Origin of the sequence: Pseudoalteromonas sp. Z9A6, from assembly GCF_011378805.1 — a bacterium.
Lineage (GTDB): Bacteria > Pseudomonadota > Gammaproteobacteria > Enterobacterales > Alteromonadaceae > Pseudoalteromonas > Pseudoalteromonas distincta.
Genome location: NZ_WTKZ01000016.1, coordinates 43,416 through 65,911, shown reverse-complemented (window position 1 = coordinate 65,911; position 22,496 = coordinate 43,416). Strand labels below are relative to the sequence as shown.

14 protein-coding genes are annotated in these 22,496 nt (G+C 38.8%); 6 read left to right on the top strand and 8 right to left on the bottom strand.

Annotated features, from left to right (window positions below):
• Nucleotides 1-7: 7 nt before the first annotated feature.
• The 3 genes from aroA to gyrA form a co-directional block, all read right to left on the bottom strand.
• Nucleotides 8-1,285 (bottom strand): 3-phosphoshikimate 1-carboxyvinyltransferase, encoded by a 1,278-nt coding sequence (gene aroA / locus GQR53_RS08605; protein ID WP_024606548.1) that lies wholly within the window; start codon nt 1,283-1,285, stop codon nt 8-10.
• On the bottom strand, nt 1,285-2,367 hold the full coding sequence (gene serC / locus GQR53_RS08600) for a 3-phosphoserine/phosphohydroxythreonine transaminase (RefSeq protein WP_165743593.1): 1,083 nt from the start codon (nt 2,365-2,367) through the stop codon (nt 1,285-1,287). The genes aroA and serC overlap by 1 nt, the downstream gene beginning before the upstream one ends.
• A 158-nt stretch (nt 2,368-2,525) precedes the next feature.
• Nucleotides 2,526-5,225: a DNA topoisomerase (ATP-hydrolyzing) subunit A gene (gene gyrA / locus GQR53_RS08595; RefSeq protein WP_165743591.1), complete on the bottom strand. Its 2,700-nt coding sequence runs from the start codon at nt 5,223-5,225 to the stop codon at nt 2,526-2,528.
• Between the two features lie 176 nt (nt 5,226-5,401).
• On the opposite strand from gyrA, the gene ubiG reads away from it, so the two are divergent.
• From ubiG to yfaE, 5 genes are all read left to right on the top strand, one after another.
• Nucleotides 5,402-6,112 carry a bifunctional 2-polyprenyl-6-hydroxyphenol methylase/3-demethylubiquinol 3-O-methyltransferase UbiG gene (ubiG, locus tag GQR53_RS08590; RefSeq protein WP_165743589.1) on the top strand — a complete coding sequence of 237 codons (711 nt, stop codon included), beginning with the start codon at nt 5,402-5,404 and terminating at the stop codon, nt 6,110-6,112.
• On the top strand, nt 6,112-6,792 hold the full coding sequence (locus GQR53_RS08585) for an HAD-IA family hydrolase (RefSeq protein ID WP_165743587.1): 681 nt from the start codon (nt 6,112-6,114) through the stop codon (nt 6,790-6,792). Before ubiG ends, GQR53_RS08585 begins: the two co-directional genes overlap by 1 nt.
• A 408-nt stretch (nt 6,793-7,200) precedes the next feature.
• A complete protein-coding gene (gene nrdA / locus GQR53_RS08580) occupies nt 7,201-9,483 on the top strand; it encodes a class 1a ribonucleoside-diphosphate reductase subunit alpha (RefSeq protein ID WP_002961160.1) in 2,283 nt (760 codons plus the stop codon).
• A gap of 65 nt (nt 9,484-9,548) precedes the next feature.
• The gene (gene nrdB, locus GQR53_RS08575) at nt 9,549-10,679 is read left to right on the top strand and encodes a class Ia ribonucleoside-diphosphate reductase subunit beta (protein ID WP_002961159.1); all 1,131 of its coding nucleotides are present in this window, start codon (nt 9,549-9,551) and stop codon (nt 10,677-10,679) included.
• Nucleotides 10,679-10,951, top strand: coding sequence for a class I ribonucleotide reductase maintenance protein YfaE (gene yfaE, locus GQR53_RS08570; RefSeq protein WP_007583035.1), 273 nt, complete (start codon nt 10,679-10,681; stop codon nt 10,949-10,951). The genes nrdB and yfaE overlap by 1 nt, the downstream gene beginning before the upstream one ends.
• A gap of 79 nt (nt 10,952-11,030) precedes the next feature.
• Here the strand turns inward: yfaE and pbpC are convergent, their stop codons facing one another.
• From pbpC to GQR53_RS20845, 4 genes are all read right to left on the bottom strand, one after another.
• Nucleotides 11,031-13,412 carry a penicillin-binding protein 1C gene (gene pbpC, locus GQR53_RS08565; protein ID WP_165743585.1) on the bottom strand — a complete coding sequence of 794 codons (2,382 nt, stop codon included), beginning with the start codon at nt 13,410-13,412 and terminating at the stop codon, nt 11,031-11,033.
• Entirely contained in the window at nt 13,393-19,317 is a 5,925-nt protein-coding gene (locus GQR53_RS08560; RefSeq protein WP_165743584.1) for an alpha-2-macroglobulin, read from the bottom strand. Before GQR53_RS08560 ends, pbpC begins: the two co-directional genes overlap by 20 nt.
• 65 nt (nt 19,318-19,382) lie before the next feature.
• Nucleotides 19,383-19,976 carry a DUF1287 domain-containing protein gene (locus tag GQR53_RS08555; RefSeq protein WP_165743582.1) on the bottom strand — a complete coding sequence of 198 codons (594 nt, stop codon included), beginning with the start codon at nt 19,974-19,976 and terminating at the stop codon, nt 19,383-19,385.
• A gap of 27 nt (nt 19,977-20,003) precedes the next feature.
• Entirely contained in the window at nt 20,004-20,477 is a 474-nt protein-coding gene (locus GQR53_RS20845; protein ID WP_165743581.1) for a hypothetical protein, read from the bottom strand.
• 284 nt (nt 20,478-20,761) lie between these two features.
• On the opposite strand from GQR53_RS20845, the gene GQR53_RS08545 reads away from it, so the two are divergent.
• Nucleotides 20,762-21,757 carry an alpha/beta hydrolase gene (locus GQR53_RS08545; protein WP_165743579.1) on the top strand — a complete coding sequence of 332 codons (996 nt, stop codon included), beginning with the start codon at nt 20,762-20,764 and terminating at the stop codon, nt 21,755-21,757.
• Nucleotides 21,758-21,893: 136 nt separating this feature from the next.
• On the opposite strand, the gene GQR53_RS08540 is transcribed toward GQR53_RS08545, so the two are convergent.
• A complete protein-coding gene (locus tag GQR53_RS08540) occupies nt 21,894-22,322 on the bottom strand; it encodes a tetratricopeptide repeat protein (protein ID WP_165743577.1) in 429 nt (142 codons plus the stop codon).
• Nucleotides 22,323-22,496 lie beyond the last annotated feature (174 nt).

The window sequence follows — 22,496 nt, the reverse complement described above, 5'->3', positions numbered from 1 at the left end:
AATTAGCTTATTCACTGACTGACGCTAAAACATTGAAAAATGTAGGAAATGTTTTATAGGTACACTTTGGATCATTAATTGTTATTGGCTTTCCACCAACGGCAACCATTGCAAAACACATGGCTATACGGTGATCGTCGTAAGTATCAACAGCAACATCATTAAATGTTTCAGGTGGGGTGATCTCTATAAAATCTTCACCTTCTACAACCTGTGCGCCTACTTTACGAAGCTCAGTTGCCATTGCATATAAACGGTCTGTCTCTTTTACTCGCCAGTTATAAATGTTACGAATGGCTGTTGGGCCTTTGGCAAAAAGAGCAACAGTTGCAAGAGTCATAGCTGCATCAGGAATTGCATTGGCGTCAATATCCACACCTTTTAGTTCACCTTTGCGAACAACTAAACGCTCATCATACCAATCAATTTTTGCGCCTACTTGCTCCATTACTTTGGCAAAGCCTATATCACCTTGCACCGACTTGGCACCCACGCCCTTAATTTCAATCTCACCGCCTGCAATTGCAGCCGCAGCAACAAAGTAAGAGGCAGAAGATGCATCGCCTTCAACCATTATGCGATCTAATGATTGATACTGTTGACCACCTTTAACTTTAAAGGTTGCATAATCACTGTGCTCAACATTAACCCCAAAACGTGCCATTACATCAAGTGTAATATCAATATAAGGTTTAGAGACTAAAGTACCTTTAATAGTTATTGTTGTATCACCGTTAAATAATGGCGCTGCCATTAATAGAGCGGTTAAAAATTGACTTGAAATACTGCCGTCAATTTCAACCTCACCGCCTTTTATTTGGCCACCCACAATTTTAAGTGGTGGGTAGTCTTTGTGCTTTGTATAAGTAACATCACCACCCAATGCTTGCAGCGCGTCAACCAAGTGCCCTATCGGGCGCTCTTCCATACGTGGCTCGCCTATTAGCTCGTACTCACCAGCAACGCCAGCAAGTACTGCTGTTAAAGGTCTATAAGCAGTACCCGCATTACCTAAAAACAAGGGCTCAGTCGGTGTATTAAACACACCACTAACACCCTCTACGGTGGCTACAGTGCGTTCATCATTTAAAGTTACATTTACACCTAATAACTTTAAGGCGCCCAGCATATGGCGTATATCGTCACTATCAAGTAAGTTTTCTACAACGGTAGTACCGCTTGCAAGTGCTGCTAATAATAAAATTCTGTTCGATAGACTTTTTGAACCTGGTAGGGTTACTGTGCCATTTACTCTAGAAATAGGTTCTAAACGAAGCTGCTCCATTAGCTGTGCTCCTTTGCAAAAGCAGCCATAAAGTCTACAAGTGCTTGAACACCTTCAATAGGCATTGCGTTATAAATACTTGCGCGCATACCGCCCACAATTCTGTGGCCTTCAAGAGCTAGTAACCCTGCATTTTTAGACTGAGCAACAAACTTATCATTTAAGCTTTCATCATTAAGCCAAAACGGAACATTCATACGTGAACGGCAATGTTTAGCTACTTTATTGGTATAAAAGCTCGATTCATCAATAAAGTCATAAAGTAGCTGCGCTTTAGCAATATTTTGAACTTCCATCGCTTTTACGCCACCATTACTTTCAAGCCATTGAAATACTTCAGCAGCTAAATACCAAGCAAATGTAGGGGGCGTGTTAAACATACTGCCTTGTTTTGCTTCTAATGCGTAATCTAAAATGCCTGGCTTAGGTAAGCCTTCACGCTCAAGTAATGTTTTACGAACAATAACGATTGATATGCCCGACGGGCCGATATTTTTTTGCGCACCAGCGTAAATTAAATCAAATTTATTAACGTCTATTTCGCGTGATAAAATAGTTGACGACATATCAGCAACGATCGGTGCTGTTGGGTGGCTTGGTACATCAAAAATTTCTAAGCCGTCAACCGTTTCGTTAGGGCAATAGTGAATGTAAGATGCATCTTCTGGTAACACCCAATCAGCAACCTGTTTAATAGAAAACTCGCCATTGGCATCATTACGCACATCAATAGAGGTTGCTTGAGTAAACTTGTTGGCCTCGTCTGTTGCACTTTTTGACCACACGCCGTTTTCGCAATAAACCGCAACTTTGCCTTCTTGGTGTAAATTTAATGGCACAGCACTAAACTGACCACGGCCACCACCATGCATAAACAGCACTTCAAATTCATCACTGATATTCATTAGGCGACGAAGGCTGGCTTCACATTTAGCTGTAAGGGCTAAAAACTCTTTGCTACGATGGCTTATTTCCATCACAGACACACCTAAATCTTGCCAATCTAGAAACTCTTTTTGTGCTTTTTTCATAACCGCTTGCGGAAGCATAGCTGGCCCCGCACAAAAATTATATTTACTCATTACCTTTGCCTCATTCCAGTAATTTAACTACTAAGCATGAACGCTCAATACCCACCCACTAAACCTTTGAGTTTTAATGAATGAATATAACTTCACACCCTATTAATTTTTTTCAACAACATTAAAAAAAGCGGCCAAGGCCGCTTTTTCAATATCAATTATTCTGAAGGAGGATTATCATCCGCTACTTCATCAATAACCGTATCTACAGTTTCAACGTCTTCAATATCAATCAAGTCACTTTCTGTAACTTCAATCTCTTCTATACGTTGTAAACCAACTACTTGCTCTTCGTCAATAGTTCTGATCAAAATAACACCTTGGGTGTTACGTCCAACCGTAGAAACTTCATTAACGCGAGTACGTACTAAGGTACCACGATTTGAAATAATCATGATTTCGTCGTTATCATCAACTTGTACAGCGCCAACAACAGCACCGTTACGCTCACTCACCTTGATAGATACAACACCCTGTGTTGCACGGCTCTTAGATGGGTAATCTTCAAGTTGTGTACGCTTACCGTAACCATTTTCAGTTACCGTTAAAATAGCACCGTCAGTTTTTGGTACAATTAACGATACTACGCGTTGATCATCGGCCATTTTAATACCACGAACACCTGTAGCAGTACGACCCATTGGGCGAACACCTTTGAAACGAATCTCAGGGTTACCTTCTTCGTCTAATACTGGGTTACCGTTTTCATCAACAACTGTTGTTTCTTCAGCTTCTTTAAAGCGTACAACTTTACCTGCATCAGTGAACAACATAATTTCGTTGCTACCATCGGTAATATCAACCCCAATCAGGCTATCGCCATCATTTAAGTTAACAGCAATAATACCGCTTGCACGTTGACGACTGTAAGCCGTTAATGGTGTTTTCTTAACTGTACCAAATGCTGTTGCCATAAAGATGTATTTATCTTCTGCGTACTCGCGTACTGGCAATATAGCAGTAATACGTTCATCAGCTTCAAGTGGTAACAAGTTAACAATTGGCTTACCGCGCGCTGCACGACTCGCTAGTGGTAACTGATACACTTTAAGCCAATATAAACGACCGGCCGTAGAGAAACACAATATAGTATCGTGTGTATTTGCAACTAATAGACGCTCGATGAAATCTTCATCTTTCATCTTCGTTGCTGACTTACCTTTACCACCACGACGCTGTGCTTCGTAATCAGACAATGCCTGATACTTCACATAACCTTCGTGAGAAAGCGTTACTACTACGTTTTCTTCAGTAATTAAGTCTTCAAGGCTGATATCGTGAGCAGCTGCATTAATTTCAGTGCGACGCTCATCACCATATTGCTCTTTAATTTCAACTAGCTCGTCACGAATAACTTCCATTAAACGCTCAGGAGTTGCCAAAATATAAAGTAGTTCAGCAATTAGTTCTAATAACGCTTGGTATTCGGTCAAGATTTTTTCGTGTTCAAGACCTGTTAGCTTATGTAAACGCAAATCAAGAATTGCTTGAGCTTGTTGCTCAGAGATATAATATTGACCATCGCGAATACCAAGTTCGCTCGCTAACCAATCTGGACGAGCAACATTGTCTTCTCCTGCTTTTTCAAGCATACCTTGTACATTACCTAATTCCCACGGACGCGCTGTTAAAGCAATTTTAGCTTCAGCAGGTGTAGGGGATTTACGAATAAGTTCGATAATTGGGTCAATGTTTGCAAGCGCAATCGCTAAGCCTTCAAGCGTGTGTGCACGGTCACGGGCTTTACGTAAATCAAATACTGTACGACGAGTTACTACTTCACGACGGTGAATAATAAACTCTTCTAACATTTCTTTTAAATTGAAACATTTAGGTTGGTTATTAATTAGCGCAACCATATTCATACCAAACACAGTTTGTAACTGAGTTTGTGAATACAAGTTGTTTAAAATAACTTCGCCTACGTCACCACGTTTGATCTCGATAACGATACGCATACCGTCTTTATCAGATTCATCACGTAATGCGCTAATGCCTTCAATTTTCTTATCTTTGACAAGCTCAGCTATTTTTTCAATTAAGCGTGCTTTATTCACCTGATAAGGAATTTCGTGAACGATGATTGTTTCGCGACCTGTTTTTTCATCGGTTTCGATGTCGGCGCGTGCACGCATGTACACTTTACCACGGCCAGTTAAGTAGGCTTGTTCAATACCTTTCTTACCGTTGATAATTGCAGCCGTTGGGAAATCAGGACCAGGGATATAATCCATTAACTCTAAAATAGTTAAATCAGGATTTTGAATAAGTGCCAAACAACCATTTACAACTTCAGTTAAGTTATGTGGTGGTATATTTGTAGCCATACCTACTGCAATACCTGACGAACCATTCACTAATAAATTAGGAATTTTCGTTGGTAAAACATCAGGGATGAACTCAGTGCCATCGTAGTTAGGAACGAAATCAACCGTTTCTTTTTCAAGATCGGCTAATAACTCATGCGACATTTTTGCCATACGTACTTCTGTATAACGCATTGCCGCTGCTGAATCACCATCAACCGAACCGAAGTTACCTTGGCCATCTACTAGCATATAACGCAGTGAGAATGGCTGAGCCATACGAACTATCGTGTCATAAACTGCACTGTCGCCGTGTGGGTGGTATTTACCGATTACGTCACCGACCACACGGGCCGATTTTTTGTAAGGCTTGTTCCAGTCATTACTAAGCTCGTTCATTGCAAACAAAACGCGGCGATGAACAGGTTTTAAGCCGTCACGTACGTCTGGTAATGCACGTCCTACTATTACGCTCATTGCGTAATCTAAGTAAGAGTTTTTTAACTCGTCTTCAATATTGACTGGCAGAATTTCATTGGCGAGATCAGTCATTTGATATCACATTCCTTCAGTATCAGCTCTCAACAACCCGGTATTGGGTATTAAGAGTATTGTTATTATTTCTAACAGACATGCTATCACAATTAATTTTAATTTACAGGCGCAAAACTTTGCGATTTATCAATTTAGCCCTATATAATGGCCTCAGATTGACGAGGAAGTATTTTATGACCGAACATCAAAATGTAGATCACGCAGAAATAGCAAAATTTGAAGCCATCGCCGAGCGTTGGTGGGACCTAGACGGAGAATTCAAACCTCTTCACGAAATTAACCCGTTACGTTTAGACTTTATAGCAAACAAAACGCAAGGCTTATTCGATAAAGAAACACTCGATGTTGGCTGTGGTGGCGGTATTTTAAGCCAAAGCATGGCGCGTATGGGTGCAAAAGTAACTGGCATCGACATGGGGCAAGAGCCTTTAACTGTTGCTAAGTTGCACAGTTTAGAAACTGGCGTAAATGTAGATTATATAAAAGTGCCTGCAGAAGAGTTTGCATCGCAACACCCAGAGCGCTTTGATGTAATAACCTGTATGGAAATGCTTGAACACGTTCCCGACCCAGCATCTATCATTCATGCTGTAGCTGCACTAGCCAAACCAGGCGCGCATGTGTTTTTTTCAACCCTGAACAAAACACCTAAGGCATATTTATACGCCATTGTTGGCGCTGAAAAACTTTTAAAAATGGTGCCTGAAGGTACACACGACCATAAAAAGTTTATAAAACCTGCGCAGCTCATTGCATGGGCAGAGCAAGCGGGTTTAAAAGTTCGTGCAAGTACAGGCCTTTCTTATAATCCACTATCAAAGCAATATACGCTCAATAGTGACGTTAGCGTAAATTACATACTGTACTTTGAGAAGTTAGCTTAATGGCTAACTCTCAAGCCCCCCTCCCCCTTATTGAGTACGATGCATTTTTATTTGATTTAGACGGCACTCTACTCGACACCGCTGATGATTTAGGTGTCGCTTTAAACGCAGTGCTTATTAGCAATAAAATAGAGCCAGTTAGTAGTGATGTATACCGCCCTGCGGCATCTAACGGCGCAGGCGCATTATTAGAGGCTGGTTTTAAAGAGTTATGGGACACACAACCTCAAAGCGAACTTATCAAGCAATTAGTCGACGAATACGCTGCAAACATAGCAAATCACACACGTTGCTTCAGCGGAGTTGAATCGTTACTTATTGCCCTTGATCAGAAAAAGATCAAATGGGGGATCATGACTAACAAACCGGGGTTTTTAACCGATCCTTTAGTGGCAACTATGCCCGCATTAAAAAATGCCAGTGTAGTAATAAGTGGCGACACCTTAGCAGAGGCCAAACCGTCACCTCTCCCATTACTACATTGTGCAAAATTAATGGGAGTTAAGCCTAACCGCTGTTTGTACATTGGTGATGCACAGCGAGACATACAAGCAGGCAAAGCCGCAGGTATGCGCACAGCAACGGCACTTTGGGGCTACATACCAAATATTGATGAAGCCAACAGCTGGAATGCTGATTTTAACTGGCAAAGCCCAATTGATGGTTTTAACCATATATAGTGCCATGTTAATTAATAAACACTATATATTGTGATTGTGTTAGTTTTTACACAAAGCTTGCTGATAAAAAAAGCAGTCAAAATTTATTTTTAAAATGCGTAAATTTAGCAGATCATTAGTTGATTTTTGCATATTTCAACTTAAATGATTGTTCGAAGGTGAGTGTCTACTAACACAAATACGTTATCCCGAAGTTATCCACAAATAGGGGCAATTATGTCCCTTGCAAAACAACTCAGACCACACTATCTTGTGATCTCTAAATTGAACAACACCAGATATTGTGGCCAAATGTTATTCAATTAAATTCGCAAATATGGCGAAACTTATAATAAATGAGTATATACCTTGCCTCGGCGAGGTATAAAGCATTGGTCAAAATACATAATTCCCAAGGAATACAGGCAAATGAACCAACAGTTATCTGTAAGCAAACGTGACGGGCGTAAAGAGCCTCTTGATCTGGATAAGATCCATCGCGTTATTGAGTGGGCCGCCGAAGGTTTAAACAACGTTTCGGTTTCGCAAGTTGAATTAAAGTCGCACATTCAGTTTTACGACGGTATTCGTACTAAAGACATTCACGAAACCATCATCAAAGCAGCAGCGGATCAGATTTCAAAAGAATCGCCTGATTACCAATACTTAGCTGCACGTTTAGCTGTATTCCATTTACGTAAAAAAGCGTACGGTCAATTTGAGCCACCACGTTTATTTGACCACGTAACAAAAATGGTTGGCGATAAACGCTATGATGCTCATTTACTAGTAGATTACACAGAGCAAGAGTTAGATGAGCTTGATGCATACCTTGATCATTCTCGCGATCTTAACTTTAGCTACGCTGCTGTAAAGCAACTTGAAGGTAAGTATCTCGTTCAAAACCGTGTATCGGGTGAAATATACGAAAGTGCACAGTTTTTATATATTTTAGTTGCGGCAAGCTTATTTTCAGATTACCCACGTGAAACACGTACTGATTACATTAAACGTTTTTACGATGCAGTATCTTTATTTAAAATATCTCTACCAACGCCAATTATGTCGGGTGTACGTACGCCTACTCGCCAATTTAGCTCGTGTGTATTAATTGAATGTGGCGACAGCCTTGATTCAATCAATGCAACGTCGTCAGCTATTGTTAAATACGTTTCACAACGTGCGGGAATTGGTATTAATGCAGGTAGAATACGTGCGCTAGGTAGCCATATTCGTAACGGCGAAGCGTATCACACAGGTTGTATCCCTTTTTATAAGCACTTTCAAACAGCGGTTAAAAGTTGTTCACAAGGTGGTGTACGTGGCGGCGCAGCAACATTATTCTACCCGCTTTGGCATTTAGAAGTAGAGAACCTACTTGTACTTAAAAATAACCGTGGTGTAGATGACAACCGCGTTCGCCACCTAGATTACGGCGTACAGTTTAATAAATTAATGTACTCTCGTTTAATTAAAGATGATTACATTACATTATTTAGCCCATCAGATGTGCCTGGCCTTTATGATGCATTTTTTGAAGACCAAGCTGAGTTTGACGCACTTTACGTTAAATACGAACAAGACGAGTCTATTCGTAAAAAACGCATTAAAGCCATTGAGCTTTTCTCTATGTTTGCGCAAGAGCGTGCAAGTACTGGTCGTATTTATTTACAAAATGTGGATCACTGTAATACACACAGCCCATTTATTTCTAAAGTTGCGCCAATTCGCCAATCTAACTTATGTTTAGAAATTGCATTGCCAACTAAGCCACTTAATAACGTGAATGACGAAGAAGGCGAAATTGCCCTTTGTACACTTTCTGCGTTTAACCTAGGTGCAATAGAGTCACTTGATGAGCTTGAAGAGCTAGCTGAACTTGCAGTACGCGCACTTGATAACTTACTTGATTTCCAAGACTACCCTGTACCGGCTGCTAAAAATGCAACTATGGGTCGTCGTACACTAGGAATAGGCGTAATTAACTACGCATACTACCTAGCTAAAAACGGTAAGCGTTATTCTGATGGCAGCGCTAATGCATTAACACATAAAACCTTTGAAGCTATTCAATATTACTTAATGAAAGCATCAAACGAGCTTGCTAAAGAGCGTGGCGCGTGTCCTAAGTTTAACGAAACAACGTATTCACAAGGTATTATGCCAACAGATACGTACAAACGTGATTTAGATAAAATTTGTGATGAGCCACTTCATCTTGATTGGGATACACTACGTGCAAGTATTAAAGAGCACGGTATGCGTAACTCAACACTAAGTGCATTAATGCCATCAGAAACATCGTCGCAAATCTCTAACGCAACTAACGGTATTGAGCCACCACGTGGACATATTAGCGTTAAAGCAAGTAAAGACGGTATTTTAAAACAAGTTGTTCCTGAGTATGAGCGTTTAAAAGATCAGTACGAGCTACTATGGGACATTCCATCAAACGATGGTTATTTACAGCTTGTTGGCATAATGCAAAAATTTGTTGACCAAACAATTTCTGCAAATACAAATTATGATCCAAACAAGTTCGAAGGCGGTAAAGTACCTATGCAAGTCTTATTAAAAGACTTACTAAGCGCGTACAAACTAGGTGTTAAAACCTTGTATTACCACAATACTCGCGATGGCGCCTCAGATTCACAAGAAGATGCTCCAGAAGTGGAAGATGACGATTGTGAAGGCGGCGCGTGTAAAATATAACTGCTGATTTTTATTTTAAGCGGGCATTTAGCCCGCTTTTTCTGATAGTTTTTTGAGTGATAAACATGTCTTATACTACTTTTAGCCGAAACCATAATAACCAAATGCAAGAGCCAATGTTTTTTGGCCAAACTGTAAACGTATCTCGTTACGACCAACAAAAATACCCAATTTTTGAAAAGTTAATTGAAAAGCAACTGTCTTTCTTTTGGCGTCCTGAGGAAGTAGATGTAAGTAAAGACCGTTTAGACTTTCAAGCATTACCAGATCACGAAAAGCATATATTTTTAAGCAACTTAAAATACCAAACACTGCTTGATAGTGTACAAGGTCGTTCGCCAAACGTGGCTCTACTTCCAATTGTATCGCTACCAGAGCTTGAAACATGGATAGAAACGTGGGCGTTCAGTGAAACAATTCACAGCCGTTCATACACGCATATTATCCGTAACGTAACACAAGCACCTGAGCTTATTTTTGATGACATTGTTAGCAACGATAAAATTAGCGAACGTGCTGATGCCGTAACTAAATACTACGATGACTTAATTAACTCTGTATCGCTTTACAACTTATACGGTGAAGGCAAACACGAGATTAACGGTAAAACAGTTATCATTAATTTATTTGAGCTTAAAAAGAAACTTTACCTGGCTATGATGTCGGTAAATATTCTTGAAGCGATTCGCTTTTACGTAAGCTTTGCATGTTCGTTTGCATTTGCTGAGCGCGAGCTAATGGAAGGTAACGCTAAAATCATCAAGCTAATTGCACGCGATGAAGCACTTCACCTTTCTGGTACTCAGCATATTTTAAACATTATGCAAGACGGTAAGGACGATCCAGAAATGGCGATTGTTGCTGCCCAGTGCCGCGACGAAGCAATTAAAATGTTTGTTGATGCTGCAGAGCAAGAAAAAGAGTGGGCCGAATACTTATTTAAAGATGGTTCGATGATTGGCTTGAATAAACATATTTTATGTCAGTACGTTGAATACATTACCAATGCACGTATGACTGCAATTGGTTTGCCAGCACAGTTTGAAAATAACAGTAACCCTATCCCGTGGATAAACTCGTGGTTAGTGTCTGATAACGTGCAAGTAGCACCACAAGAAGCAGAAATAAGCTCATACCTTGTTGGTCAAATAGACTCTCAAGTTGATGCATCAGAATTTGGTGATTTTGATTTATAATGAGTGACAAGTCTACTGCAAGCATAACGCTTGCAGAAAACAGCCAGTGTATAGAATTTACCGCAGGCTGCCCTTCTCTTTTACAGTGCTTAGAGTCCATGAAAATAGACGTCGCATTCCAATGCCGTGAAGGTTACTGCGGCGCTTGTAGAGCAACGTTAGTGTCAGGTAGTGTTGAATATAACGAAGAGCCACTTGCGTTTGTGCGCGAAGGCGAAATACTCCTGTGCTGCTGTAAACCCAATGGCAATGTAAGTATTAATTTAAAGTAGTCTAAACGCTAAATACAGTTTATAAACGCCAATCTAATTGTTTAATACCCGATAACTAGCTCTTTAGCTTATTTACGTATCACTGAACGAGCTTTACACGCATTGAAACTGATGCGCTACGCCCTAAATTATCAACCACTCTTACGTCAAATTCGCCTACTTGCGGGTGCCAGAAAAAAGGCGTATCTCGCTCTACTTTACCAACAAAGCTGTTATCTACAAACCAATATAAAATACGTGAATCTGTATCTGTGATTGCACTAAAAGGCAGGCCTTCTTTTTTCAATTTACTGGCTCTTATCGTGTAGCTAATTAAATTACTCGGGGATGTAATACTCGGTGCTGAGCCACGTGTACTCGTGTCATTAATTAAGCATGAATCTAAATAAGGTGGAGGCTGGCGTTTAACAATACCTGCTTGTTTAAATAATCTGACTAAGTCAGATGGCCAAAATTCATAAACTGCCTTTGTAGTTGTAGATTCAACATACTGACAAGCACGTAATCCCGATACTTTATCAATATAAATTTCACGATGTACATCGGACACTTTAATTGGCGACTTACCTGGAATAAAAAGCCCTTTTTCTGTTTTAGGGCAATGCACATTAGGTAAATCACCTGTTGTTGAACAAATATCTACTTCTGTAATATTTAAACTACCTGGTTTTATATTGCCTTTGATTAAGCCGTAACTATCTAATGAACGTATTATTTCAAAAAATAAAGGCGCGGCTGCTTGTCGCCCAATAAAAGATGGGTGCCCTTCTCCTGAGAAATTACCCACCCATGTAGCTAAAACATACGGACCAACAATACCTACTGACCATGCATCGCGAAAAGCAAATGAAGTACCTGTTTTCCAATATACAGGGTATGATTGCCTTCTTTCTTTTTGAAATGAAATTTCATCAACTGCACTATTTTTACTTAGCATTTGTAAAGTCAGGTAGGCTGCCTCTGGGCTGATGAGCTGCTTAATATGATTGTTTTGATTATTTGGGTTGTTTTGGTTAATAACAGTGGCGTCTTTTTTTAATATAACTTCATCCTTATACACCCCTAAATTAGCTAACATAGCGTATAACTTAACGAGCTCTAGCATCGTTACTTCACTGCCGCCCAGCGCAAGCGCTAAACCATAAAACTCTTTGGGCTGAAGCTTTTTAACATCGGCTGCAACGAGTAAATCGTATAGCCCAACATTTTGTAAGCGATACATCAAATTAACAGCAGGCACATTACGGCTCAGCACTAGCGATTCAGTAGCCGATATAGGCCCTAAAAACTGCTGATCGTAATTCTCTGGTGTATATCCTCCAAAGCGTTTGGGGGCATCTTTTACAAGCGTTAATGGATGAATTAACCCTTCCTCTATAGCAAGCGCATAAATAAATGGTTTAAGGGTTGAACCTGGTGAACGCTTAGCTCTTACACCATTTACTTGACCGCTAATGTCATTATTAAAAAAATCCACAGAGCCTAATTCAGCAACTACTTCCATAGTTTTATAATTTAGTAAAATAGCAGACGTATTACTAAGCCCGTCTCTATGCCTGCGATTAATGTAATTTCTTGCATGGCGCTGAAGTAAGTTTTGTAAATTAAGGTCTATCGACGTTTTATATTCTCCAGGCTTTAGGTGCGGGTACTCGCTTTGTAAATTATTAATAAAATGTGGGGCTTCAAAAGGCAAGTCTGAAGAGGCATATACCTTTATCGGTAATTGCATAGCTGCTAGCCAGTGTTTATCGTCTGGGTACTTTTCAAGCCAACGAGTAAACAGTTTTTTTCTTGTTTCTAGCAATACCAGTTTAGCCGATTTTTTAATGGGATTTCGTTTGGTTGGGTTTTGCGAGATTAAGCTAAGTAATAATGACTCAGGTAAATTAAGATCAATAGCTGGTTTCTTAAAATAAATTAAACTGGCTGCACCAACACCTTCAATATTTGATCCATAAGGCGCTAAGTTAAAATACGCCTCGAGTATTTGGTTTTTACTGTAGTGTCGCTCAATTTGTAACGCTCGAAGTATTTGTTCTACTTTTCCAAAAATAACATGCGTGTTCATCCCAAAGTGTAACCGGGCTACTTGCATTGTTATTGTTGACGCACCGACTCGGTGACTTCTTTTAATATAGCTAGTATAAAACGCATTTATTAAAGCAATAAAATCGACACCAATATGCTCATAAAAGTCTTGGTCTTCATACAGTAAAGTAGCTTGTTGAATGCTCAAAGGGATTTTATCTATTGGCGTCCATAATCTATATCTATCGTCTGCGGCTAAATTTAAACGAAGTAATTTATCACTGCTATCGTAAAAAGCCGTTGAGTAAGCATTGGGCTGGGTAATATCAGGCTTTGGAGTAAATAAATACAACAGCACTGCAAGCAGTGCTGTTGTAAAAAAAGCCGTTTTTATTATAAAACTAAGCTTTTTATTTAGCGGCGGTAACATCAAAACGACCCGATTTTGAGTGCGCTTTGATACTTAAATCATACATAGATTCAGCATAAGCCGATGGCACTACAAAGCTGCCAGATGCTGTAGCCTTAACTTTGTAAGTAAGCTCAGTCATGCTATCGCCAAAGCTGTCATACAATATAACGCGATCCTCTCGTATATCTTTATAATCAGAGGTCCAGCGATTATAACTATTGCGAACGCTGTCTCTGAGTACTTCAAACCCACCAGGTAGTAAATCAATAACAGCAACATCCGAAATATTTTTACCCGTTGTACTACGCACTCGTAATACAACGTTTAGTTCTTGACCTTGAACAGCGGTGGTTATCACATTACCTTTATCGTCTTGGTATTCTCTGACAACTTCTAAACCATTACTTAATGACTTTTGTGGCACGTTTGTATCAAAACCAGCTTGGCTCATCATGTAAAATGAGCGAGGTGGCGCTAATACATCAAGCGTTTTAACGTCATTTAAAAACGAGGCTTTAGGATAAGGTGTATAGGTTACGTCTAATGCCTTTTTTTCTGCCATTGTCGTTGTTGCCATTATTTTTACATCTTCAGGCTGGGCTTGTGATAACGCAACTTTTGAGTATGCCGTCATAGCAAGTACAGACCAAGCAGACGACAACGTGTTGAAGTCTCCTTTAAAAATAGGGTCAACGACATTAAACAAATCATCTTTAGTTAACTGCTTTAAGCGAGCAGGAAAATGTTTTGATAACAAATAAATATACTGTCCGTCGTGAGCTAAACGTGAGTCGTAAGCGCCCCAATTATCGTGCTGGGTATCTTGCCCAATTTTATAGCTATGGATCAGTGCTTGCGCTTTGTCGCTTGCACGTAATAGCTGATAAGTTGCGCCCATAAACGCGGACGTTATATCTTGTTGCCATACTTTGCTATTACTCGCATTTACACTTTTTTCTAAATCAGATAAGTAATTAGTTGTTACCTCACCTTGTCGTGTTAACAAATAAATGGCATAAGCGCGGTTTCTGTCATTCGTCTCTAAAGATCCGCTCGCTATACTGCGCACACCTTCAAAACCACTGCTCCACATATCATAAGGTATTGCTACGCCCGCTTCTTTTGCATCTAATAAAAAATGCATAACATAAAGAGAAGAATAAATAGATGCACTAGAATTACCCGGCCATAACATAAACCTGCCATCAGGTAACTGACGTTGACGAAGGGTATCTATTAAGTTGTTTATACGCTCACGTTTATAAGATACATCGCCCATATAACTCGGGTGTTCTAAATAACTCAGCACCGGAAACACACTACTCACTACCTGCTCGGTACACATATGAGGAAAGTTATCTAAATAACTAATAAGACCATCAACAAGCGCTAACGGGCTTTGTGAAGCGGTAATATTATTTTGTGATAAGTTAGGATATAGCTGTCTCGAAACCGCTATTTCTTTTTTACCTGATTCACTAAAGCCACTTTCAAAGCTACTAACAAATGCAACCGCAGGGCGCACACTTAACGTTGCCGTGCGTTGGCTAACATTGTCACCCGATAACGCAGTAAATGTAATTGATGCAGCGCCAAGCTTATCAAGCACTTTCACTCTAAACGTTAATGTGTCTTCTGATTTTTCATCAATATTTAGCGTTAATTTTTTATCGCTTATTATTTCAATTTTGCTTGAAGTAAGCGCTTCTACCGTAATTGGCAGTTGTTTACCTGAATCCTCAACGCCATTAGCAATACCAAGTACAATATCAAACTCATCGCCTGGTGCTGCTGTCGTTAATACATTAGGAGTTAATACAAAGGGCCCTTTCACAAGTGTTGTACTTTCTTTAACACCAACACCCTCGTCATTTACGGCAATAGCAATTACACGTACCTGACCTGCAAAAGTATCTGGGATAGTAAACGTATGTTTTTTCGTTTTAGCATCAGCCGATAAAATACCAGACCAAAATGCGACTGGTTTTTGTACCTTACGAGAAAACGGGTTAAGTTGCTTGCTCTTGCGGTTCATTGCCATTGAGTCATCATAACCACCACCCGCAGCTGCAAGCTCTTGCACTAGTTTAAATTCAGGTAAAATAAGATCAACAATTTGCATAGTACTAACTTCTAAAGCACGTTTTTGTAAGAAGTGATTTAACGGCTTTGGCGTCCGATAATTTGCCACTTGTAAAATACCTTCATCTACAGCAAATAACAGAACACGTGAAGGTGATTTGGCACTATATGAAATGACTAAATCGTCACCTGGTTTTACTTTATCAGGTATGTTTACGTCAAAATCTATTGCGCGTTTACTTCGTTCAATCGCAAATGGTTTAACTGCGTAGCTTAATGGGCTTGTAAATATTTCTTTCGATTCAAGGCTTCGAACAAATGAAACATTAACATACGCATTGCCTTCTATCCCTTGAGGTAACGTTATGGTTTGTATGCTACTTGTTGTTTTACTCTCAAACCATTTAAAAGCGTGTACTTTATTAGTTTCAATTGTAATTAAACCCGAGCCAACATAAGGCGCTACAATACTTATTTCAATTGTTTCGCCCGGTTTGTAATCCGGTTTATTTAATTGAACTTGCAGTTCAGCATTCTTTTCAAGCTTACCCGCTAAGTTACCCGTGCCGGTTATCGTAAATGATACCCTACTAACGGTATTCCCTTTGCCATCAACGAGTTCTATTAAGTAATCACCTGGTTCAGCAGTGGGTAATTCGTAGTTTGCGCCATCTTGTTTAATGTAAAACGGATTGCTTGATACCTGTTTGTTTTTTCTAACCGATTGGTACTTATAAGTGCCGTTATTTTGTTGCACCAACGTAGATACATATTGTTGTTCTATTAAATTTAGCGATAAATCATCACGAGCAACTTGCTCAGTTTCTGAATTAATATTAATAAATTTTACAACACGTTTTGACTCTTTTGATATGTAGCTTAAATCGCCATCGGCTTTATAACCAACTAACTGCTCAACGGGTGAAACAAGCACCGAGCTGCTTGCACGAACACTTTTACCACCGCCTTCTTCATACCCTTGTACTGCAAAATTTAACTGATAAGTACCTGCCTCATAGCGAGTTAAGTCAATATCAAATTCTGCCTTGCCTTGTTCATCAGTTTTGGTTTCGGTTAATGATTCATAACTGTGTCTAATATTTTTTCCTTCACTGTGGGGATCAGAAAACACATAACCTTTGTATTCATTAAAGTAAAAACCAGCTGGAGATAAACGTAAATCAGCAGTAACACGTCTATTTTGAGCGGGTGTACCAAATAAATTTTGAAGGCTCACCAATGCTTTAAATTTTGAGCTGTTTACCCACCCCTTTGCAGATGATTGAGAAAATTGACTACTAATTTTCAATCTATCGGGTACAAACTCTTCAACTTTAAACTGAGTACTGCCTAATTGGTCGCGGCTATTATTATTTTTAATAAGTTGGACCGATACATAATACGTTCCGGTATTGGCGCTATTTTGTGTTTTAAAGTCAAAATCAAGCAATCCATACTTATCTAAGCTCACTCGTTTATTATAAACAGTTGTCCCTTTAGGATCGGTAATTATAAGTTCAAGCGGTATATCGCCCAGTTTTGCAAAGTTTTGTTGCTTCACAATCGTGGCAAGTTTAACACTATCGCCTGGTCGATAAATTCCACGATCAGAAAAAACAAACGCATCTATTTTATTACTACCACTGAGCCCAGAACTTACACCGCCGGTATCAAACCGAGAGTAGTTAACCATTCGAGCATAGCGATTATAAGGAATAAAAGACATGTCACTTTTAGTTTCGACTACAAAAGCAACGGGAGTTTGATCATCAGTAAACCACGTTGTGTTGTCGAAAAATGCGTGCCCCTCAGAATCTGTTTTAGCATTTAAAATAACTAATCCGTTTTTCCCCAATAACGACACCTTCGCTTTTGCTACCGGTTTTCCTGTTTCAATAGATTGGACAAATATATCGCGAGATCCATCTGCATTATTTTTTACCAAAATACCTAAATCAGTAATAAGGATAAGTCGTTTTTCTTGGGGGCCATATACGTAATTATCTTCTGTATTTAACGCTTGAGCATTTATAAAAAATAAGCCTAAACCAACTGACTCATTATACTTACTACTCAAATCAATAGATGAATAGACCGCTTTTTTAGGGTGCTCCGATTTTAAATTAACTTGTCTGGTAAAAATTGAACTTATGTTTTGTTCTGTAAAGTAATAATTATTAAATTCTGGATTAGAAATATCACCACTGGTTTGACTTATAAGGTGGTTAATTTGATTGGCTTCTACCCTACCTACTTTAACTTGAAGTGCGTTTACACCGCGGGTCAAAAATGACAATTTATGATCGCCATTTTTTGATAATATAGAGCCCTTAGACATAATATTTACTTGTGTCGGATAAGCCGGCGTATCTAAAATAGTGTCGTATTTATTCACCATCGTAAACTCACCCGTCGACTTTAATCCCTTATCAATCGCGATATAAACTTGCTGGTTTTGAGGGGCGTCAAACGTAAAACTGTGTAACTTAGTTGTATCTTGCGCGGTAGGAATCGCATTTAACTTAACTTTTTGAGATTGCTTAAGCACTGCATCAGTAACTTCTCGTGGGCTACTGAAGTACTTATAATTACCTTTTGAATCTTTAGCCGGTAATACGTAAGCAACTGTTTTACTAACCACATCTTGCGATGAAATATCATCTGTGAAGTCTAAAACAAGTGTTTGTTCGGGCTCCCCTTGCGTATTTTTTACCATCAACACATTGGCAGTATTTACTCTAAAAAAGCTATTTACACTTGGGATCAACACGGCGTCTTTAATCTCTACTGTTGTTTGAGAAGGACCCATAACCGGCTTTACACCGCTATTAAGAACAAAATACAGATAGCTTTCGGTATCTTGAATACGTATTTGCTCTGAAGTAATGTAAATCTCTCGTTGATGCTTGTCGTAAGTAACATCAAATTTGTATTGTGCTAGTTCGTTTTTGCCATCTTGCTCAAGTGATTGAGTCAGCTTTAAATTATTTTTTATGGTGCTTAAATCTGTTGGGTGAGTCGCTTTTAATGTTGCAATCACCTTGTGACTTTTTTTAACGTTAGGATCTTGATAAAAAGCGAGTGAGCTAAGCGTTAGTTCAAAATCGGGAGTTTTAAATACATGCTCATTATCGCTTAGATGTATATCACTTTTAAAAATAGATGAATCAAAACGTACCTTATATTCTTGCCCTGCTGACCAATCTTGTTTTGGGATAAATTTAAGCTGGCTTTCACTATTCCAAGACCACTGTCCAATTAGCTCAGGCGTGACTTTTATACCTGTGGGAATCACTTTGCCAACAAGCGCAAGCTTTGCGACAGAGTAAGACACTGCATCCGTGTTTTCTACATCATCTAAAACGGGAGTAAAATCAATATAAAGCGGTTCAGGGTTTAAAACATCAGATAAAGTGGTAACAGCAGGTGTAGAGTGAGTTGCTTTGTAACTAATTGGCTGTGGTAAGGAAAGAAAAAAACAATAGCCTGCTATAATTAATATCAACATTAGCACGGCGCTAAAAAATGCTGTTTTGCGCTCTTTAGCAAACCTAAGCACATTATTTATAGCAGTAATTAACCATTTCGGTTTATGCCAAATAATGACACCAAATGCATTTAAAATAACAAAAAATGTGGTCAGTAAAACCCACACACTGCCAACTGTTTTTTCGGTTACATTTACGTTGCCAAGTAAGCTTGCAACCAAACTAAACAAACCCGTACCTATCGCTAAAAAAGCAATACTCATAAATAAGCTAGCTATTTTGGGAGCGAGTTTACTTTGTTTAAGATTAACCTCTTTTGGGCTAGCCTCTTTTGAATCGGTTTTTGTATTCACGTTCAAAATCCTTTTTCTTTATACTGCAATATCAATAAATGAGAGAACTCATACTTATAATCTGGTTATTTATATTCTTGTGGGACGAAACGGTAATGCCCCGTAATTTTAAAATCGAAAAGCATGTCGCTTTTTTCAGGTCCTCGACCAATATTATGAACAATTAATGGATTCCCTGTGTCTTTTGCTAACTCATTCACAACCATACCAATGTGCGGCAAATTACCTGGCAGCATCCACGTTACAATGTCACCCGTTTTATAGTCGTTCACGTTACTTGATTTAGCGAGCACTTGGCCATGATTTTTAAAGTAAGCCTGTAAGTTTGGCACACGGCGGTGGTCTATATTTTTATCCGGTTTGGTTAAACCCCAAATACGCTTAGAGGGATATAGCTCAAAACTTTTTAACATGTCCTCATGCACAAGCTTTTGCAAATCAATACCTAAAAGTCGATATGATCGAATAACTACATCGGTACACACCCCTACATTAGCGGGCACATCGCCACCCGGATAAGTAATAGAGCGATAAGACCCGTCATAGGTAACGTTATGTGTTGTTCTTTCAAGTAACGCAGCCACAATATCGTCATCAAACGATGCCGCATAGGCATTTACACTAAGTAAGCTCAGTAAAAAAACAGTAAAGCGTGTCATATGCAATCCTTTGAAAATGTTAATTAACTACAACGCTTGAACCACGAGTTCAGGCACGTTTATTTTCTTGCCATTATTTGTAAAGTGCTTATCAAGACCATACGCCATGACTTCAAGTGGCGCAGCATTATAACCAACCTGCTGAATTTCGGTTATGTAACGCAACATAAAAGCCTCGGCGCCAAGTTCACTCCATTGGGCTACGTGAACAAGTTCATGAAAATGCACAGCTAAATTATCAGCTACGTAAGGAAGCATGTAATAAGTGTTTTTGTATGTAGTACCTGCAGCATCCATGTCAATAAAATCGTCTAATCCCATTTCACGCAAAAAAGGAAAGTTAGGTTTGGGTATTTCATCGACAATAACGGAAAAGGCATTTTTTAAAAATTCGACAGGATAAAACCCTGCAAACTCACTGGCAAATTTCTCACAGCTAATTCTTTGGGTTTTATATTTAATATTTGTTGCATCAATCCATTGTTCTATTTGTTCGAGCACGTCCTTCCTCCAAAATACTCACTTAACATTGTATAAATGTTGTAAGCCAACAACTCAATTGTAACAAAAGTAAATTAACGAATCTCTTTTTAAAGTACAAAAAGCTGCTAAAAAACCACTTACCCTCTAATCAACTATATATTTGGTAATGTGCTTTAAAAACACAGGTATTGTTACTGTGTCCTTATTAGTAGTAACTTGTAATTATTAACTGAATGCAATTGTGTAAATAACGGGTCTGGTAAATTAATAAAGCGTCATTACCAAAAATAACGAGTTTACTTATGCACCCAGATATACAAAAAAATCTTAAAGTAAAACCTGCTCACATCGTCTCATTTATTGTGTTTTTATTAGTTTCAATGTCTACGCTTACCGCTCAGGTATATGCCGCTGATGCTGTATGGCCTTCAAAAACCGCTTACAAATATGCAAATGTAAACGGTAAAAAGATATTTTACCGAGAGGCTGGCATCCAGAATAAGCAAACCATTGTGCTTTTACATGGCTATCCGTCGTCTTCACATACTTATCGTGAGCTAATTCCGCTTTTATCAGGGCGTTATCATGTTATAGCACCTGATTATTTAGGTTCTGGTTACAGCGAACGCCCAAACCCAGAAACTCAAAAATATACTTTTGAATTACTAGCTCAATACGTTGAAGGGTTACTAACAACGCTTAAAGTAAAGCGCTACAGCCTATATATACAAGACTTTGGAGCGCCCGTAGGCTTTAGAATGTTATTAAATAATCCTAATAAACTTGATGCACTTATTGTACAAAATGGTAATGCGTATTTAGAGGGGCTACCCCTACCGAGGCAAGCATTTTTTAAAGCCGCGAATGAAGATAGTTCGAAAGCTCAGCAAGATAAAATTTATTCGTTCACGTCTGAACAAGCCATTATTAATAAGCAGTATTTACGAGACGTACAAAGTAACCCAGAAGTGATGAGCCCAGATAGCTGGACGCATGATCTTCACTTTTTACAAACCAAAGCCGATAGAGTAATTCAAGTGCAATTGCTACAAGATTACTACAACAACCTTCTCGACTATCCAAAGTGGCAAGCTTATTTACGCAAGTACCAACCACCAACGTTAATTATATGGGGTAAAAACGACCCTGCGTTTATAGCCGAAGGCGCTAAAGCATACTTAAAAGATGTACCGAACGCTGAACTGCATTTACTCGATTCAGGACACTTTAGCGTTGAAGAAAAACCAGTAGAAATTGCAAAGTACATTGTCGATTTTATGAATAAGCTAGCTCAATAATAAGCCTTTCCTTTTGGTTTAGTATTTATAGCGAACATAAAAAAGCGCTGAGGCTAGAAACCATCAGCGCTTTATTAAGCTCAAGCTAAATCCACAAAAATCACATTTAATATGGATAAGTTATGCTTTTATGTATTTAACCTTCTTCTTCAATAAGCGACTCTAGTAGGTCGTGTATTTCAGCTTTAAGCTCTTTGTCTTCAATTTTATTGGCGCTGACTTTAGCATTTTGAAGGTTTTTAATAGCTTCATCTTTTTGGCCAAGCTCAAGCTGTAATGTAGCCATTGAAAAAGAAACCGACGACATGTGATCTTTGTTATTAATCGCAATCGACTTTTCTAATGCTTTTTCGTAAGTAGTAATTGCCTCTTCTAACTCTTCGGTAAAATCAGCTAAAGTTTCCCATTGTACAGGGTGATCTTTTGAGGTGTTTTCGTTTTCAATACAAATAGCATTTAATTGAGCAAATAACGACTCAAACTTTTCACGGTTATTTTTGTTAGCCGCCGCCATTAAATCTTCTGCTAGATCATGTACCGCTTTATATACTTTTGTATTCATCATCACTGGTTATCCTTTAATGCAGCTAAACTCATTTACTCACTCAATTTAGCTAAAATGTATCATTACAGTCATTATAAAACGTATTTAAACAACTGATTTATTTAATTTGGTGTATAGCGTAATAATACATTAATAATGAACATCGCGTAGGCGTTAAACACTCTGTGATTAAAC

Coding starts and splice junctions, on each gene's coding strand:
- aroA (WP_024606548.1), bottom strand. CDS start 1,285: ATGGAGCAGCTTCGTTTAGAACCTATTTCTAGAGTAAATGGCACAGTA.
- serC (WP_165743593.1), bottom strand. CDS start 2,367: ATGAGTAAATATAATTTTTGTGCGGGGCCAGCTATGCTTCCGCAAGCG.
- gyrA (WP_165743591.1), bottom strand. CDS start 5,225: ATGACTGATCTCGCCAATGAAATTCTGCCAGTCAATATTGAAGACGAG.
- ubiG (WP_165743589.1), top strand. CDS start 5,402: ATGACCGAACATCAAAATGTAGATCACGCAGAAATAGCAAAATTTGAA.
- GQR53_RS08585 (WP_165743587.1), top strand. CDS start 6,112: ATGGCTAACTCTCAAGCCCCCCTCCCCCTTATTGAGTACGATGCATTT.
- nrdA (WP_002961160.1), top strand. CDS start 7,201: ATGAACCAACAGTTATCTGTAAGCAAACGTGACGGGCGTAAAGAGCCT.
- nrdB (WP_002961159.1), top strand. CDS start 9,549: ATGTCTTATACTACTTTTAGCCGAAACCATAATAACCAAATGCAAGAG.
- yfaE (WP_007583035.1), top strand. CDS start 10,679: ATGAGTGACAAGTCTACTGCAAGCATAACGCTTGCAGAAAACAGCCAG.
- pbpC (WP_165743585.1), bottom strand. CDS start 13,412: ATGTTACCGCCGCTAAATAAAAAGCTTAGTTTTATAATAAAAACGGCT.
- GQR53_RS08555 (WP_165743582.1), bottom strand. CDS start 19,976: ATGACACGCTTTACTGTTTTTTTACTGAGCTTACTTAGTGTAAATGCC.
- GQR53_RS08545 (WP_165743579.1), top strand. CDS start 20,762: ATGCACCCAGATATACAAAAAAATCTTAAAGTAAAACCTGCTCACATC.
- GQR53_RS08540 (WP_165743577.1), bottom strand. CDS start 22,322: ATGATGAATACAAAAGTATATAAAGCGGTACATGATCTAGCAGAAGAT.